This is a genomic window from Nocardia sp. NPDC047038, from assembly GCF_040644075.1.
Classification (GTDB): Bacteria; Actinomycetota; Actinomycetes; order Mycobacteriales; family Mycobacteriaceae; genus Nocardia; species Nocardia sichangensis.
Window position 1 is genome coordinate 116,496 of sequence record NZ_JBEYVQ010000014.1, and the last position, 14,544, is coordinate 131,039.

A 14,544-nucleotide genomic window follows, 5' to 3' on the forward strand; every position below is an offset into this window, starting at 1 on the left:
CCTCGGCAACGGTGGAGGAAATGCTTACGATCAGAACGATTCTGTGCGGGATCAAGTCGGTGACAGCGCGCCCACGAGCAAAGGGGTTTCCGGCTTACGCGCGGGCGCCCCGGGGACCGCCGCCAGCAGCAGCCGCGTGTATTCCGCCGACGGCTCGGCGAAAACGGCCGCCACCGGACCCGTTTCCACGATTCGCCCGCCACGCATCACCGTGACGTCGTCGGCGATCAGCCGCACCACGCCGAGATCGTGGGTGATGAACAGGTAGGTGAGCCGTTGCTCGTGCTGTAGATCGACCAGCAATTGCAGGATCTGCGCCTGCACCGACACGTCCAGCGCCGAGACCGCCTCGTCCAGCACCAGCATCCGCGGTCCGGCGGCCAGGGCACGGGCGATCGCCACCCGTTGCCGCTGCCCGCCGGACAGTTCGGCGGGCCTGCGACGCAGGTGCGAGCGGTCCAGCGCCACCGCGTCCAGCAGTTCGGCCACGCGCTGTCGTCGCCGGGCACGGTCGGACAGCAGCCCGAGCGATACCAGCGGCTCCGCGATGATCGTCTCGACGTCGAACTTGGGATCCAGGGAGGAATACGGGTTCTGGTAGACGAACTGGATCTCGCGCCGGATCGGCCGCGACCGCCTGCGGGACAATCCGCTGATCCGCTCGCCGTGCAACAGGACCTCCCCGGTGTCCGGTGCGGTCAGTCCCACCGCGATCCGGGCCAGCGTGGACTTGCCCGCGCCGGACTCGCCGACCACCGCGTGGGTCGATCCAGCGACGACGTCCAGGGAGATGTCGTCCACCGCGCGGACCTGCCCGCCGAAGGTCTTGGCCACCGCGCGCACCTGGAGCACGACCGAGCCGCGGTCGGGTGTCCTGCGGGCCGTGGCGCCGGTCGGCGTGAGCGGTTCGCTGTGCCGGGAGGGCGCTGCGGCGACCAGCTCGCGGGTGTACGCGGTGCTTGGCGCGGCGAGGATGCCCGCGGTCGCGCCCTCCTCGACGATGCGCCCATCGCGCATCACGATCAACCGGTCCGAGCGCTCGGCGGCCACGCCCAGGTCGTGGGTGACCAGCAGCACCCCGAGCCCGAGTGTGGCGCGCAATCGCGCCAGATGGTCCAGGATGACCTGCTGCACCGTCACATCCAGTGCCGAGGTCGGTTCGTCGGCCACCAGCAGGGCGGGGTCGTTGGCGAGGGCGATCGCGATCAGCACCCGCTGCTTCATGCCGCCGGACAGCTCGTGCGGATACTGTCGGTACACCCGCTCGGGATCGGACAATCCCGCGAGTTCCAGCTTCGCGACGGCCAGCTCGCGGGCCGCGGCGCCGTCGACGCGCCGATGCAGCCGCAGCGCCTCGCCGACCTGGGTCCCCACCCGCTTGACCGGGTTCAGCGAGGTGCCCGGGTCCTGCGGGACGAATCCGACGAACGGGCCGCGCAGCCGCGCCAGCCTGCGTTCCCGCCACCGCGCGACGTCCTGGCCGTCGAGTTCCAGCGCCCGCGCTCGAACCAGGGCCGAGTCCGGCAGCAGCCGCAGCGCGGCGTGCACGGTAGTGCTCTTGCCCGAGCCGGATTCGCCCACGATGGAGACGAATTCGCCGGGGCGCACGGCCAAGGACACCCCGTCGACGGCGTAGCCGTGCGCGGACCGGTAGCGCACCCGCAGGTCGTCGACGCGCAGCAGCGGTTCGTTCGTGCCCATCACGATTCTCCCAACGATCGGCCGATCCTGTTGGCCGACAACACGACCACGGCGATGAGCACGCCGGGCAGGATCGAAATCCACGGATAGGTGGCCAGGTAGTCGCGGCCCTCGGCCACCGCGAGACCCCACTCCGGCTGCGGTGGCGGCGCGCCGTAGCCGAGGAAACCGAGCGCGGCCACGGCCAGCACGGCGGAGCCGCACTCCAGCGCGGCCAGCGCGAGCACCGCCGATACCGAGTTCGGCAGCACGTGCCGCAGCACCACCCGCCCGAAACCCGCACCGGACCCGTAGGCGGCCTCGACATAGTCGGAGGCGGCGACCTTCAGCACCTGCGCCCGCATCACCCTGGCGAACGCCGCGATCGCCGAAACACCCACGGCGACGGCGATGTTCACTGTGCCGTAGCCGAGCGCGGTGACCACCGTCATGGCCAGCAGCAGGCCGGGGATGGCCAGCAGCACGTCGACGCAGCGCATGATCACCGCGTCGATCCGGCCGCCGACGAAGCCGCTGAACAGGCCGATCGCGGCGCCGATGAGGAAACCGAGCGCGACGGCGAGCAGCGTCGCGCTCACCGTGGTGGAGGTGCCGTAGATCGCGCGGGCCAGCAGGTCGCGTCCGAGCCGGTCGGTGCCGAACGGATGGGCCGGGCCGGGTGGGGCGAAGCTGACCGACGAGTCGCCCTCGAGGGGGTCGTGCCCGGTGAACCAGGACGGCAGCACCGCCCAGGCCAGCACCACGCCGACGACCAGCCAGGCCAGCGTCAGCCCGGGGGCGGCCGCTGCGGCCGGCAGCAGCCGCCGCGGCCACCGGGTCACGGTGCGAGCCGTTGCGGTCGGCGCGCTCATGCGGTCACCTCCTGCCCGTTCGGCCGCGCGGTGGACGCCGGGGCCTGCGCCCTGCGCGCCGCCGGGCGCAACCGGCTGCGCAGGCGCGGGTCCAGCAGCGGATACAGCAGATCCACCACGAAGTTGACCGCGACGAACACCAGCGCCGCGAACACCACCACCGCCTGCACCAGCGGCACGTCCTGGGTGCGCACCGCGGTCTCGGTGAGCCTGCCGAGACCGGAGCGGGAGAACACCGTCTCGACGATCACCGCGCCCGCGAGCAGATTGCCGAAGGTCACGCCCGCGATGGTCAGCGCGGGCAGTGCCGCGTTCCGCAGCACATCGCGCACCAGCACCCACAGCCGCGTCGCGCCCTTGGCCACCGACACGGTCACGTAACCGGAGCGCAGGCCGCCGGTGACGTTCTCCAGCAGCAATTGGGCGATCGGCGCCGCGACGGGGATGGCGAGGGTCACCGCGGGTAGCACCAGCGCCGCGAAGCCGTCGTTGCCGATGGGCGGGAACCAGCCGAGCTGGAACGAGAACACCTGCAGGATCGCCGATCCCACCAGGAACACCGGCACCGACACACCGGCCGCGGGCAGCGCGGCGAACAGGCCGCTCAGCCACCGCACGCGCGTGTAGGCGGAGATCAACGTGACCGCGAGCGCCAGCAGCACCGCCAGGACCAGCGCGCAGGCGGCGAGCAGCGCGGTCTGCGGCAGCACCGACATGATCAGCGGCCACACCTGCTCGCCGGTGCGGGTGGATGCCCCGAAGTCACCGCGGGCGGCCGCGAACAGCCGGTTCAGGTATTGGCCGAGCAGATCGTGGTCGAGTCCGTAGTACTCCCTCGCGTTCTGCTTGTCCTGCTCGGTGACGAGGTCACCCTGGGTGGGGTCGAACAACAGATCCACCGCGTCGTAAGGCAGCACGTAAAGCAGCACGAACGTCACGGTGTACGCGCCCCACACCACGAACACCGCTTGGCCGAGTTTGGCCAGCACATAGCGGAACATCGGTTACCTCGGCTCGATCCAGGTGTCGTAGAAGACGTTGCGCGACTGCGCCTCGTAGCCCACGTTGTGCACCTTCGGATTCGCCGCGGTGACCTGGGCCGGGTTGTACACCGGCACGGTGAGCACCTGGTCCTCCAACAGGAACCGTTGCGCCGCCTGGGCCGCGGCCGCCCGCCGCTGCGGGTCGATGGTCTTGCTGACCGCGCCGAGCGTGTCGATCGCCTGCTGGTAGACCGGATCGCCCTGGGCCAGCTTGGCCATGTTGCCGAACTGCGGCGAGTACACCTGTTCGAGCACCGCGACGTCCGCGCGGCTCTGGTTGGCCACCTGGATGTTCCAGCGCTGCGGCTGGGTGATGGCGGCCTGGTAGTCCGGGATCGGCAGCACGTTCAGCTTCAGGTCGACGCCGATCTTGCGCAGGTCCTGCTGGATCAGCTCGTAGGCAGGCTTGTTGTTCACCAGGTTGTTGATGCCGATCAGCGCCAGTTCCAGCCTGCGGCCGTCGCGGTCGACGCGGATGCCGTCGGCGCCCCTGCGCCAGCCCGCGTCCTCCAGGATCTGCTCGGCCCTGCGCTGGTCCTGCTTCAGTGTGCCGGAGAAGTCGACGTAGCCCGGCACCCGTTCGGACAGCACCGAACTGGACACCTTGTAGCTCGGAGTGAGCACGGTCTTGCTCAGCGCGTCGCGATTCCAGGCCAGCTTGACCGCTTCGCGCACCGCGCGGTCGTTGGTGGGGAACAGGTCGGTCTTGAAGTCGAAGGCGATGTCGCGACCGGGAATGAGCTGCGGCACGATCCGGTAGCCCTCGCGGGTCAGCGGCGCCTCGTCGGTGTTGTTCACATCCAGGATCGCGTCCATCCGGCCCGCTCGTAGCGCTCCGGTGCGCACACCGGCCTCCGGGATCACCGAAATCTCCACCGCGTCCAGATACGCCTCGCCGTTGTGTTTACGGCTGGCAGGCGCCCAGTTGTACCCGGAACGCTTCTTCAGCACCGTCTTCTGCTGGTAGACGTGCTCGGTGACGGTGAAAGGCCCGGTGGTGACCAGATTCTGCGGCAAGCTGCGCTGCTCTTTGGGCAGCTGCAGGGTGGTGTGCCCGAGGATGCCGGAGAAGTAGAGCGAGAGCGCCTGCAGGAAGCCCGCATTCGGGCGGGTGAAGGCTACCTCGACGGTGCGCGGGTCGAGCACGCGGGTGCCGGAGTAGCCGACCCAGTACGCGGTCACCGGCACGATGCCGAGTTCCTTGTTGCCGAAACCGAGCAGGTCGAAGTTCTCCTTCACCGAATCCGCGGTGAATTTCGACCCGTCGCTGAAGGTGACGTCGTCGCGCAGATGGAAGGTGAATCGGGTGAGCTCGGGATCGATGTCCCATGAGGTGGCCAGCCACGGTTCGATGGCGCCGGTCTCGGGGTTCTGGTAGGTCAGCTTGTCGGTGATATTGCTGGTGATCAGCGATTCGGGGTAGGAACTGCCCGAATGCGGATCGAGGTTGGCCGGTGCGTCCAGCACCGCGAACCGCAATGTCCCGCCCGCGACCGGCGTGCCGCCGTCGCCGCCCGCGACCCGGTTGGCCGGCGCCGCGCATCCGGCCAGCACCGCGGCGGTGATGGTGACGGCGATGAGCGCCGCCGCCCTCGAGAACCTGCGTGATGACATCTGACAAACTCCTGACGAGTGGCCGTCCCCTGCGGCGAATGCCGTGGGTGGCGAAGTGGTGGCCGAGAACCCCGGGAACAAACCGTCCGGGGCGGCGCGCGAAGTGGTTTCGCGTCAGCGACAACAGTCGGCGAACGCCTGCCGCACCGCCGAGCGCGTGGACACCGCGAATCGCATGGTCACGCTCCTTCACCGCTCGACGGACAGCGGACCGCACCGGCGATCCACAGTGCAGTCTGCACAGCGCCGGTAGCCGGAACAACCAAGCTCGTCTTCGAGAATCGTTCAGTTTTCGTGAAACCAGGAATGCCCGGTCTCCGCACGGTGGAACGGGATCACCGTGTGGTCCAGCGCCCGGCCGGTTCCCCGCTCACACAGCCGCGTGAGCATCACACCCCGGACCGGCCCATGCCGGAGTGCATGCCGAGAATCTCGCGGAATCTATTGAATACGACGTCAACTTCAAGTAGCGTGCCGACCACTGACGGTGACCCGCGTCACATCAGGTTCGTTTCTCACCCTGGAGATAGGTATGACTCCGAATTCGGATTCCGGCAGCCCGGATCAGAAGAAATTACGGCGCCTCATGGCCGCTGCCCTGGTGGGCAGTTCGATCGAATGGTACGACTTCTTTATCTACGGAACAGCCGCTGCCTTGGTATTCGGCAAGCTGTTCTTTCCCCATGCGTCGCCGCTGATGGGCACCTTGCTGTCCTTCAGCACCTTCTGGGCGGGCTTCATCGCCCGGCCACTGGGCGGACTGATCTTCGGGCACATCGGCGACACCTTCGGCCGCAAGTCGGCACTGGTCTCGTGCCTGATCCTGGTCGCCGCATCCACCTGCACGATCGGCCTGCTGCCCACCTCCAAGACGATCGGCGTGGCCGCGCCGATTCTGCTGGTGGCATTGCGGTTCCTCCAGGGCATCGCCGTGGGAGGCCAGTGGGGCGGGGTCACCCTGCTGCTCACCGAAACCACCAAGCCGAACCGCAAGGGCCAAGCGGGCACCTTCGGCCAGATGGGCGTGCCCTTGGGCCTGCTACTGGGCACCGGCGCGTTCCTTCTGGTCAGCGCATACGTCAAGGGTGCCGACTTCCTGAGCTGGGGTTGGCGTATCCCGTTCCTGGCCAGCGCCGCGCTGTTCCCGGTGGTGCTGTTCATCCAGCTCCGCATCGAGGACTCCCCCGAGTTCCGCCGGCTGCAAACCAAAGCCGCCGTGGCCTCGACCGCGGTCGCGCAGGCCCCGATTCTCGAAGTACTGCGCACGCGCTCGAAGCGGGTTCTGCTCGGCGCCGGGCTGCTGTTCGGAACAAACGCCATCTTCTACATCAGCGTCGCCGGTGTGCTCGATTACGGTGTGCGCGAACTCGGCCTGGCCCGCAACAGCCTGCTGGCCGTCTCTCTGCTCTCCTCGGCCATCGGAGTGCCCATCATCTATCTCGCCGGCTCGCTGTCCGACCGCGTGGGTCGCCGCCCATTGATACTGATCGGGGCAGCGCTCATGGCGCTGTGGGCATTCCCCTTCTTCTGGCTGGTGGGTAGCGGCTCACTCACGGCGATCATGATCGCAACCACTGTCGGCAGCGGCATCGGCTCGGGGCTGGTGTACGGCCCGTTGGCGGCGTATCTCGCGGAACTGTTCGAGCCCCGAATCCGCTACTCCGGCATAACCCTGTCCTACCAGCTGGCCGCCATCCTGGTCAGTGGTGGCACGCCCTTCCTCATGACCGCGCTGCTGGCGGCAACCGGTTCGACAGCGTCGGTCTCCGCCTTCCTCATGGTCATGGCGCTGTGCACGCTCGGCTGCGCATGGGCACTGCCGGAAACCGTGTCGACCGGGCAGCCCGCGACGGCCGGCGGGAACGCCTCCGTCTCCGTTCCGTCCTGATCAGCATCGTCTGATCAATCTGGGTAACTGCCAACAGGATTCACGTAAACGCCACCACTAGGCGTTGGCCAGCCGCAAAGTTGTAAACGCTCGCGTACCCAACTTATACGCGAGCGTTTACAACTTCAGATTCATGATTGGATCAGAGACCCTCATGAGGACGAGAACATCTGCTGTTCCGGCCGGCGCTGCTGCCATCACAGCCCTGGCCGTTGGAACCGCAGGCGGATTCCCCGGAACGGCCCACGCCGACAGCGCGCCCGGTGGGGATACGCCGGTGGTGATCACGGTCGATACCACTGCGGACGAAACCGCGGCCGATCTCGGAAGCCGATTGTGCCGCATGGCTTCTGGTACCTGCACCCTGCGCGCCGCGGTGCAGGTGGCCAATGCCCGTCCGGGCAGCACGATCGTGGTGCCGGTCGGCCGCTATGTTTTGGCGATACCGCCCGACCTGCAGAAAGTGCAGGGCCGCAACGCCGATCCGACCACGGAAGACCTGAACCTCACCGCGCCGACCGTGCGGAACTCCACCATCAGGGCGAACATCTCCGGTATCGCATCGGCCAACTGCGCGACGGCGTTCGCGCGTATTGTCTCCGAGGGGGGTGACACCAGCGACGACGCTTCCTGGGAGCTCACCGGGGGCAGGCTACAGAGTCGTGTCCTAGTCGGCAGGCGTAACCGGCCCGAGTAATGCGCGGTGGATGTACATCACCGCGTCCTCGAGCGCGAGCAAATCCCCGCCGCCACGCAAGATCCGACGCACGGCCTCGTTGGTCGCCTCGGTCACCGCCACATATGCGAAGGCGGGGATCGGCGGATCGACGGGGCCTGCCGCTTCCCGCCATGACCGGATAAATCCGGCGAACCAGCGCTGGCATCGTTCGAAGGACTCGACCGCACGAGACCCGGCCACGGCGGCATCCAAATAGAACGAGCGGGCAAACGATGGCTCCTCACGCAACAGGGTGAGATACTCCCGGATCCCGCGCCGGAGGGCCTCGAGTGGCTCCACCGGTTCGGAGAGCAACCGCCTCATCACCTGCTCGAGATGATCGATCATCAGATCGCCACCCGTCTCCGCTGCGGCGAGAAAGCATGCCTCTTTGTCCGGGAAGTGCTGATAGAACGTCCGGCGCGGAACCTTCGCCGCGGCAGCGATATCCGCGACCGTCGCAGTCAGATAGCCGCGATCCGCGACAACGACGGTCACACCGAACAACAGCCGCTGACGCTGCGACCCCGTCACCAGATCACGAGCGAGGCTGTGCGGCCCGTGCGGCAAGGTCGTCAGAGTCGGTTCCAGCAACTTTCTGCGTCGCACCCACATCTTCCATATCAGAGTGCGCGCACGGCTCGGCACAGACTTCACGAGCCGGGTGACGCAGGGACGACAGGCCTGTCCTGCCGACACCTGCGTCACACCCATCAAGGCGCGGGGAGACCTCGACGGCGTAAGCCGCCCAGCTCACCGACGGGCAACCGCTCCCCTGTCCGCCGGATCGTTCAGGCCTGGCAGCGACTTCCAGTCGATCGCCCGCTTCAGGATCTTTCCGGTGGCGCCCTTCGGCAACTGGTCCACGAACGCGAACAGGTGTGGAACCTTGTATGCCGACAGCTGCTCCTTGGCCCAACTCCGCAGTTCATCCGGTGTCGGCTCCGCTCCGGGCGCCAGGGCGATCACCGCGGCGACCTCCTCGCCGTAGTGCTCGTCGGGCACACCGATCACCGCCGCTTCGACGATATCGGGGTGCCCGTACAACACTTCCTCGACTTCACGGGGATAGACGTTGTAGCCGCCCCGGATGATCATGTCCTTGGCCCGGTCGATGATGTAGACATAGCCGTCGTCATCGACCTTGCCGAGATCCCCGGTGGCGAGCCAGCCGTCGCGCAGGTCGGATGCGGTGGCCTCCGGCCGGTTCCAGTATCCCCGCATGATCGTCGGACCGGACAGGTACAACTCGCCTACCTCACCGGGAGCGAGTACCGAGCCCGAGGCGTCCCGGACTTCGATTCGCATGCCGGGCAACGGAAGACCCACAGAACCGACCCTCGGGTCCTTCCCGACGGGGTTGAACGTCGCTATTCCCGACGATTCGGTAAGCCCATAGCCTTCCATGATCTCGCAGCCGAACCGGGCGCGAAAAGCTCGGATGACCTCCCCCGGGAGTGAGGCACCGCCCGACGAAGCCATCCGCAGACTCCCGAACTGCTCGGGCCCGAAGTCCCCTCCGGCGTGCAGCATCGCGTTCCACATCGTCGGGACACCCGACATCAGGGTGATCTCGTCCGCGCGCACCATCTCGAGCATGCGGCCGGGATCGAACCGCGACAGCAGCGACAGCGACGCACCCAGGTGCAGAGCGGTATTCATGACGACCGACTGTCCGAATACGTGGAACAGCGGCAGCGCGGTGCCCATCCGCTCCTCGCTCGTCACCCCGAGGTAGTCGATCAAGATCGTCGACGCGGCGTGCAGGTTGGCGATCGTGAGCTCTACGCCCTTCGGCTTGCCGGTGGTGCCGGAGGTATACAGCAGAACCGCGACATCATCCGGGGCGAGATCGACGGGTTCGGACAACGGCTCCGTCCGATCACGCTGTGCGCCCGGCTCGAGCACCCAGAGCGGGAGTCCGCGCTCCCGCGTGGCCGTCTCGGCCGATGTCGTCGCCTCGTGCCACGCGATCACGAGGCGTGCCGTGGAATCGTCGAGGACATAACCGATTTCGGCTCCGGTCGCCATCGTGTTCATGGTGATGACGATGGCGCCGACGAGGTGCGCACCCAGGTAGGCAACAACGAATTCGGGGACGCTCGGGGCCACCAGCAGTACTCGGTCGCGACTGTCGATCCCGGCGGCACGCAGTGCACCGGCGAAGGCCGCCACCGAGTCCTTCAGCCGGCCATAGCTCCATTCCTCGCCCTGCGCCCTGATCGCGATCGCCTCGGGCCGATCGAGCGCGTTCTTCCACATCGGACCGGCGACGTTGACCATCCGATTCCTCCTTCTGGCCTAGCTGGTAATCCCCCTCGCACCGTAATTGAACTCGGCGTCAAGTTCAATAACTGTCAAAAGGGAAATCTGCGACAACCGCATCGGCAAGGAAACCGTGTGATGCGACCAGAACAGCCGCTAACGGTCGCACCGGGACTGCGCCGGTATTTCCGGTGACGACGCGGTCCCCGGCCAGTTCACTCAGCTCGCGGCCTCGTCGATTTTCAACGCGTTGGCCCGCAGGCGGGTAGCCGTTCGAACGAGGTCGTCCAGCGAGGTTTCCTCTTCGAGGGCACGCCTCGAAGTAGGCACGGTTGCTCGCCTCGATGACCGCTACCGGAGAGGCCTCGTCCGCACTCCAGCCGAGGTTCGGCAGCTTCGTGGCGGCGAAGTCTGTCATGAAAGCCCAGACCCTGCCCAGCCGGGGAAACCGGCTGGGCAGGGTTGGCGTCACTTCGCCGGGGCTGGGGCCGGGGCCGGCATCGGCTGGTTGATCGTCGTGAAGTACTGGACTGCCGCCATGATCGCGACCGGAGCGGTGACGAGAATCTGGCCTGCCAACGTCCCCAGCGCGCCGAGGGCCATGATTCCGCCCACACATCCGATGGCGGCTGCCGGAATGAAGCCTCCGAACAAGCCGATAATCGCCGCGGAAGCGACGGTCGCCCCAGCGATCCCGCCCAGCACGCAACCGACCGCCGCGCCGCCGATGCCGCCGACGGCGGTACCGATCGTCGCGCCCATGAGGATCGTGGAGGACAGTCGCGCCCAAGCGGCTTGTTCCCGGTCGTACTGGGTCTTCCAAGGAGCCTGGTCTTCGTAGGGCAGCGCCACCGGCTTGTAGGCGGCGTGCTCGAGGTCGAACTGCGGCGTCAAGGTAGCAGTGCGGTCGCGGATATCGGCGGCGATCGGGAAGACGAAATCATCGACCCGGAAGGACAATTCCGAACCCGCCACCACAGCACCGCCGGGGGCCTTGATCTTCAGCACCCCCTCTTCGACGGCAATCGAGCCGGCCGCGAGACCGATCACCGATGACCGCTCTCCGACCGATACCTTGTAACCGACCGCCGCGGTATCGGCCGGTGCCGCCGATACCGTTCCGGCGGTTATGCCGAGCGTCGAGACGAGCAGCGACGCTGCTGCAATCGTTTTCCTCATCTTTTTCCTTCTTCTTTGTGCCTCGAACCAGATGTTCGAGAGACTGCGAACACGCACGGGTGCGATTCGATTCGGTTCCGCCGACGAAACCGTCTCCGACCGCTCCCGCGCATCGCGCCCGACTCCATCCACATCAGATGGAATCGAGGAATTTCACCAGCGCCTCGTTGACTTCCGCTGGTCGCTCCTGCTGGATCCAATGGCCGGCGCCTGCGATCACAATGTTTTCGCGCAGATCCGCGAGGACCGATGTCATCGTTTCGGCCGGCATGAACATGCGAACCGCATCTTTGGAACCGGTCAGGAAAAACGAGGGCTGCGTGATGACGTGACCGTCGAGCGGGGCCGTGAGCTCCCAATTCCGGTCCATGTTCCGGTAGTAGTTCAGTCCTCCGCTGAACCCCGTGTGCTCGAACGCGTCCACGAATACCCGCAGCTCGTCCTCCGACAACCACGGGGGACGCGGTAGTTCTCCGCTCGGCCGCCGTGCCAGAGCCTGCGGCGAGGGAGTGTCGTTATTGAGGAGTGTCCATCGAACGTCTTGCGCGAGCATGGCATCCGCGACTCCCGGCTCCTGGAACCAGCACATGTAGAACGAATCTCCCAGCCGGGAACGCAGAATCCCCAGCGGTGGAACCGGCGCGCGCGGCGCCGGTGGAACGCTCAGTCCAGCCACCGCCCGCACCCGGCCGGGATAGGCCAGTGCCATCTGCCAGACCACCGCGGCACCCCAGTCGTGTCCGATGAACACGGCATCCTCCACGCCCAGGGCGTCCAACAGTCCCACCAGGTCGGCGCAGATCGTCAATACGTCGTAGTCCTCGATCTCGGACGGCCGCGAGCTACCTCCGTAGCCGCGCATATCCGGAGCGATCACGCGATACCCGGCCTCGGCGAGCGCGAAAACCTGATGACGCCACGAGAATGCGAGTTCGGGAAATCCGTGGCAGAGGACAACCACCGGTCCATCGCCATGATCGACGACCCGCAGTTCGATCCCGTTCGTGGCGATCCGCCGAGATCCGAGCGCCTGCCACGCCGCAACATCGACCGTCATCCACACCTCCTCCTGCTCGAGCCTCGGCGCCCCGGTCACCGGCCGTCCCGGTACCGGGCGATCAGCTCGGCGTGGAAACCCAGATCGGCCTGCGCAACCGCCTTCGTCAGCGGCATGCCCAGCTCGCCCAGACGCGAACACCCCTCCGATCCGATTGCTTCGTACGCGTACACGGCGAGCTGGTCAGTCCGGTCCTCGATCGATTGCCGGCGCCGCCGCCCTTCCTCGCTGAGGGCGAGTCCGGGCCCATCCAGAAGCCACCCGCGAGCACGCAACCGCTCGATGCCTGCGGCCCACTCCTCTTCGCTCCAGTACCGGCTGACGCGGAGGACTTCCGCGCTGATTGCCCCCGTCGCGGCATGCGTGATCAGCGCCTCCATACCATCGAGGCCTTCGGTGAACAGCAGCGCGACGTGTCCGTCGCCTCGGAATTCGCGCAGCAGAGTCTGCGCGTGCCACAGCACCAGGTGCGGAGCGTCCGGCCACGGCAGCTGCGCGTGTCCGGCGAACAGCGGACGTCCCTGAGGCCGATCGCAGGCGCGTTCCGCGGCACGGCGTGCGAGATCGGCCGCCTCCCGAACCGTTGGACCGTCGACGTCGTCGCCCCATGCTTGGCGCAGCGAGCGGTCGACGGCCTCGTACCGCGCCTCCAGGACGTGCCCAGGCGTGGCGGTGTGCCAGGCCGCGGGCAGCGCGGAGCGCACCGCCACCGGATTGAAGTTGAAGAATGTCGCGACGGCGACTTCCGCGGGTACCGGGCCCATCGCTGCCGAGCGGGGCGCGAAATATGTCGGGGCCCGCCCCTGCAAGCCGATTTCGGCATAGCACTCCTGCCCGTGCGGGCTGAAGTAGATCATGCCGTGAATCAGTTCGAGAGCACGGAAGGTGAGCCGGGCGGTCTCCGGCGAAACAGTGGACATCGTCATTCTTTCGAATTCGACTGGCAGAAAGGTCACGGAACTCATCGCCGCTCGCCGACCGCGCAGGCGCCCTCGCTTGCGGCGGGTGCGACGCCGACCTCGCGAAGCGGCCTGCCCGCGACCAGAAGCCTGCGAGGCAGATCGTTCACAGTCAGGAGTGGGGCCATGCGGTTCCCTCGATCGTCGTTGTTTCGGATCTGGGCTTCGACCCTCCCTCCGGGGGGCCGAACATTGAAGCTGAACTCAACATCAAGTTGTGACCTACGTCAAGTCTCGATCCGAAATCAACGTCATTTACGGTCCTGCCGGAACGGCGGAACTCCCGGAGGCGCCGGTGCCGGCTGTCGCTCTACCCGCAGGGCTCACGGGGGCTTCGACGACCTTGCCGGGGGCGACCCCGGCCGGTGGGCCGGGAGCTATATTGCCGAAGACGACGGTTCGCCGTTCGCCGAAAGTTCGAGTACCACCGTCTGGCACACCGGCCTGCGACCGGTCACACGACACACAAAATCACACAGAAATGACCGGAAAAGGCGGGAAATGATGAGCACCATCAGCGCGGAGGTCGCCTGAAAGGTGCTTTGCGCGGCTCGGACGGGCCTGGCTCACAGCGGGGAGATGCGCAGCGCGTTGACCCATAACCGGGTTCCGATGCGCGTCAGTTCGTCCAGGTCGACCCTCAGATCCTCCGGTGCGCCTTCACCGGTCACGAAGTAGTCGAACGCGAGCCGACTGATCATCCCGGACAGTGCGCGCGAGGCCAACAGCGGATCGACCTCCGTGTCCGCGAGTCCCCGCGCCTGCAGGGACTCGATGCTGCGGGCGTTTCGCCGAACGAACGCCTCCGCGCGCCGCCGACGCAGTTTGCGGAACTCCGGGTCGATGCTGGCTACCTGTTCGAGCAACGCCATCAGCTTGGCATTGCGCTTGTACGCCTCGAAGTACGCCCGGTTGCTCGCCTCGATGATCCCAGCAGGGTCGGCGTCGGGGTCCACATGCGGCATTCCTGGATGCATCATGTCTTCCTGCGCCAACTCGAGGACAGCCGCGAAGATTTCCTCCTTGCTGGAGAAGTACGTATAGAAGGTGCCGGACGAGCATTTGGCCTCTGTGGTGATGTCGACCAGCCGGGTGTCGAGGTAGCCCGAACGCTCGAACACCGTACGGGCAGCTGCGATCAAGGCCGAGCGCGTCCGCAATCCCCGACCGGTGGCCGGAAGCTCGCGCAGCAGCGCGGAGTTCGCCATGGACGGCGGCGGGCCCTCGTGTTCGTCCCCTGCGGTCGATCGTGACATGGGAACAGTTATA

At 66.9% G+C, this 14,544-nt stretch carries 13 protein-coding genes; 2 read left to right on the forward strand and 11 right to left on the reverse strand.

The window, feature by feature from the left end:
- Positions 1-51 precede the first annotated feature (51 nt).
- From ABZ824_RS31775 to ABZ824_RS31790, 4 genes are read right to left on the reverse strand one after another with little or no spacing between them, the layout of a single operon-like run.
- A complete protein-coding gene (locus ABZ824_RS31775; RefSeq protein WP_356967597.1) occupies positions 52-1,701 on the reverse strand; it encodes an ABC transporter ATP-binding protein in 1,650 nt (549 codons plus the stop codon).
- A complete protein-coding gene (locus tag ABZ824_RS31780) occupies positions 1,701-2,552 on the reverse strand; it encodes an ABC transporter permease (protein WP_356967599.1) in 852 nt (283 codons plus the stop codon). The genes ABZ824_RS31775 and ABZ824_RS31780 overlap by 1 nt, the downstream gene beginning before the upstream one ends.
- A complete protein-coding gene (locus ABZ824_RS31785; RefSeq protein ID WP_356967601.1) occupies positions 2,549-3,553 on the reverse strand; it encodes an ABC transporter permease in 1,005 nt (334 codons plus the stop codon). The genes ABZ824_RS31780 and ABZ824_RS31785 overlap by 4 nt, the downstream gene beginning before the upstream one ends.
- 3 nt (positions 3,554-3,556) lie before the next feature.
- The gene (locus tag ABZ824_RS31790) at positions 3,557-5,209 is read right to left on the reverse strand and encodes an ABC transporter substrate-binding protein (RefSeq protein ID WP_356967603.1); all 1,653 of its coding nucleotides are present in this window, start codon (positions 5,207-5,209) and stop codon (positions 3,557-3,559) included.
- Positions 5,210-5,741: 532 nt separating this feature from the next.
- On the opposite strand from ABZ824_RS31790, the gene ABZ824_RS31795 reads away from it, so the two are divergent.
- Positions 5,742-7,097, forward strand: coding sequence for an MFS transporter (locus ABZ824_RS31795; RefSeq protein WP_356967606.1), 1,356 nt, complete (start codon positions 5,742-5,744; stop codon positions 7,095-7,097).
- Between the two features lie 154 nt (positions 7,098-7,251).
- Positions 7,252-7,794, forward strand: coding sequence for a CSLREA domain-containing protein (locus ABZ824_RS31800; protein WP_356967681.1), 543 nt, complete (start codon positions 7,252-7,254; stop codon positions 7,792-7,794).
- Here ABZ824_RS31800 and ABZ824_RS31805 read toward each other — a convergent pair.
- The 7 genes from ABZ824_RS31805 to ABZ824_RS31835 all read right to left on the reverse strand — a co-directional run bounded on the left by ABZ824_RS31805 (position 7,765) and on the right by ABZ824_RS31835 (position 14,531).
- On the reverse strand, positions 7,765-8,424 hold the full coding sequence (locus ABZ824_RS31805) for a TetR/AcrR family transcriptional regulator (protein WP_356967607.1): 660 nt from the start codon (positions 8,422-8,424) through the stop codon (positions 7,765-7,767). The genes ABZ824_RS31800 and ABZ824_RS31805 overlap by 30 nt on opposite strands.
- 144 nt (positions 8,425-8,568) lie before the next feature.
- Positions 8,569-10,098 (reverse strand): long-chain fatty acid--CoA ligase, encoded by a 1,530-nt coding sequence (locus tag ABZ824_RS31810; RefSeq protein ID WP_356967609.1) that lies wholly within the window; start codon positions 10,096-10,098, stop codon positions 8,569-8,571.
- A gap of 64 nt (positions 10,099-10,162) precedes the next feature.
- Positions 10,163-10,498 (reverse strand): hypothetical protein, encoded by a 336-nt coding sequence (locus ABZ824_RS31815; RefSeq protein ID WP_356967611.1) that lies wholly within the window; start codon positions 10,496-10,498, stop codon positions 10,163-10,165.
- 50 nt (positions 10,499-10,548) lie between these two features.
- Complete coding sequence (locus ABZ824_RS31820; protein WP_356967613.1) at positions 10,549-11,259, reverse strand: hypothetical protein; 711 nt, start codon at positions 11,257-11,259, stop codon at positions 10,549-10,551.
- A 133-nt stretch (positions 11,260-11,392) separates the two neighbouring features.
- Entirely contained in the window at positions 11,393-12,316 is a 924-nt protein-coding gene (locus ABZ824_RS31825) for an alpha/beta hydrolase (RefSeq protein ID WP_356967615.1), read from the reverse strand.
- A 35-nt stretch (positions 12,317-12,351) separates the two neighbouring features.
- A complete protein-coding gene (locus ABZ824_RS31830; protein ID WP_356967617.1) occupies positions 12,352-13,236 on the reverse strand; it encodes a hypothetical protein in 885 nt (294 codons plus the stop codon).
- A 605-nt stretch (positions 13,237-13,841) separates the two neighbouring features.
- Positions 13,842-14,531: a TetR/AcrR family transcriptional regulator gene (locus ABZ824_RS31835; protein WP_355074393.1), complete on the reverse strand. Its 690-nt coding sequence runs from the start codon at positions 14,529-14,531 to the stop codon at positions 13,842-13,844.
- Positions 14,532-14,544 lie beyond the last annotated feature (13 nt).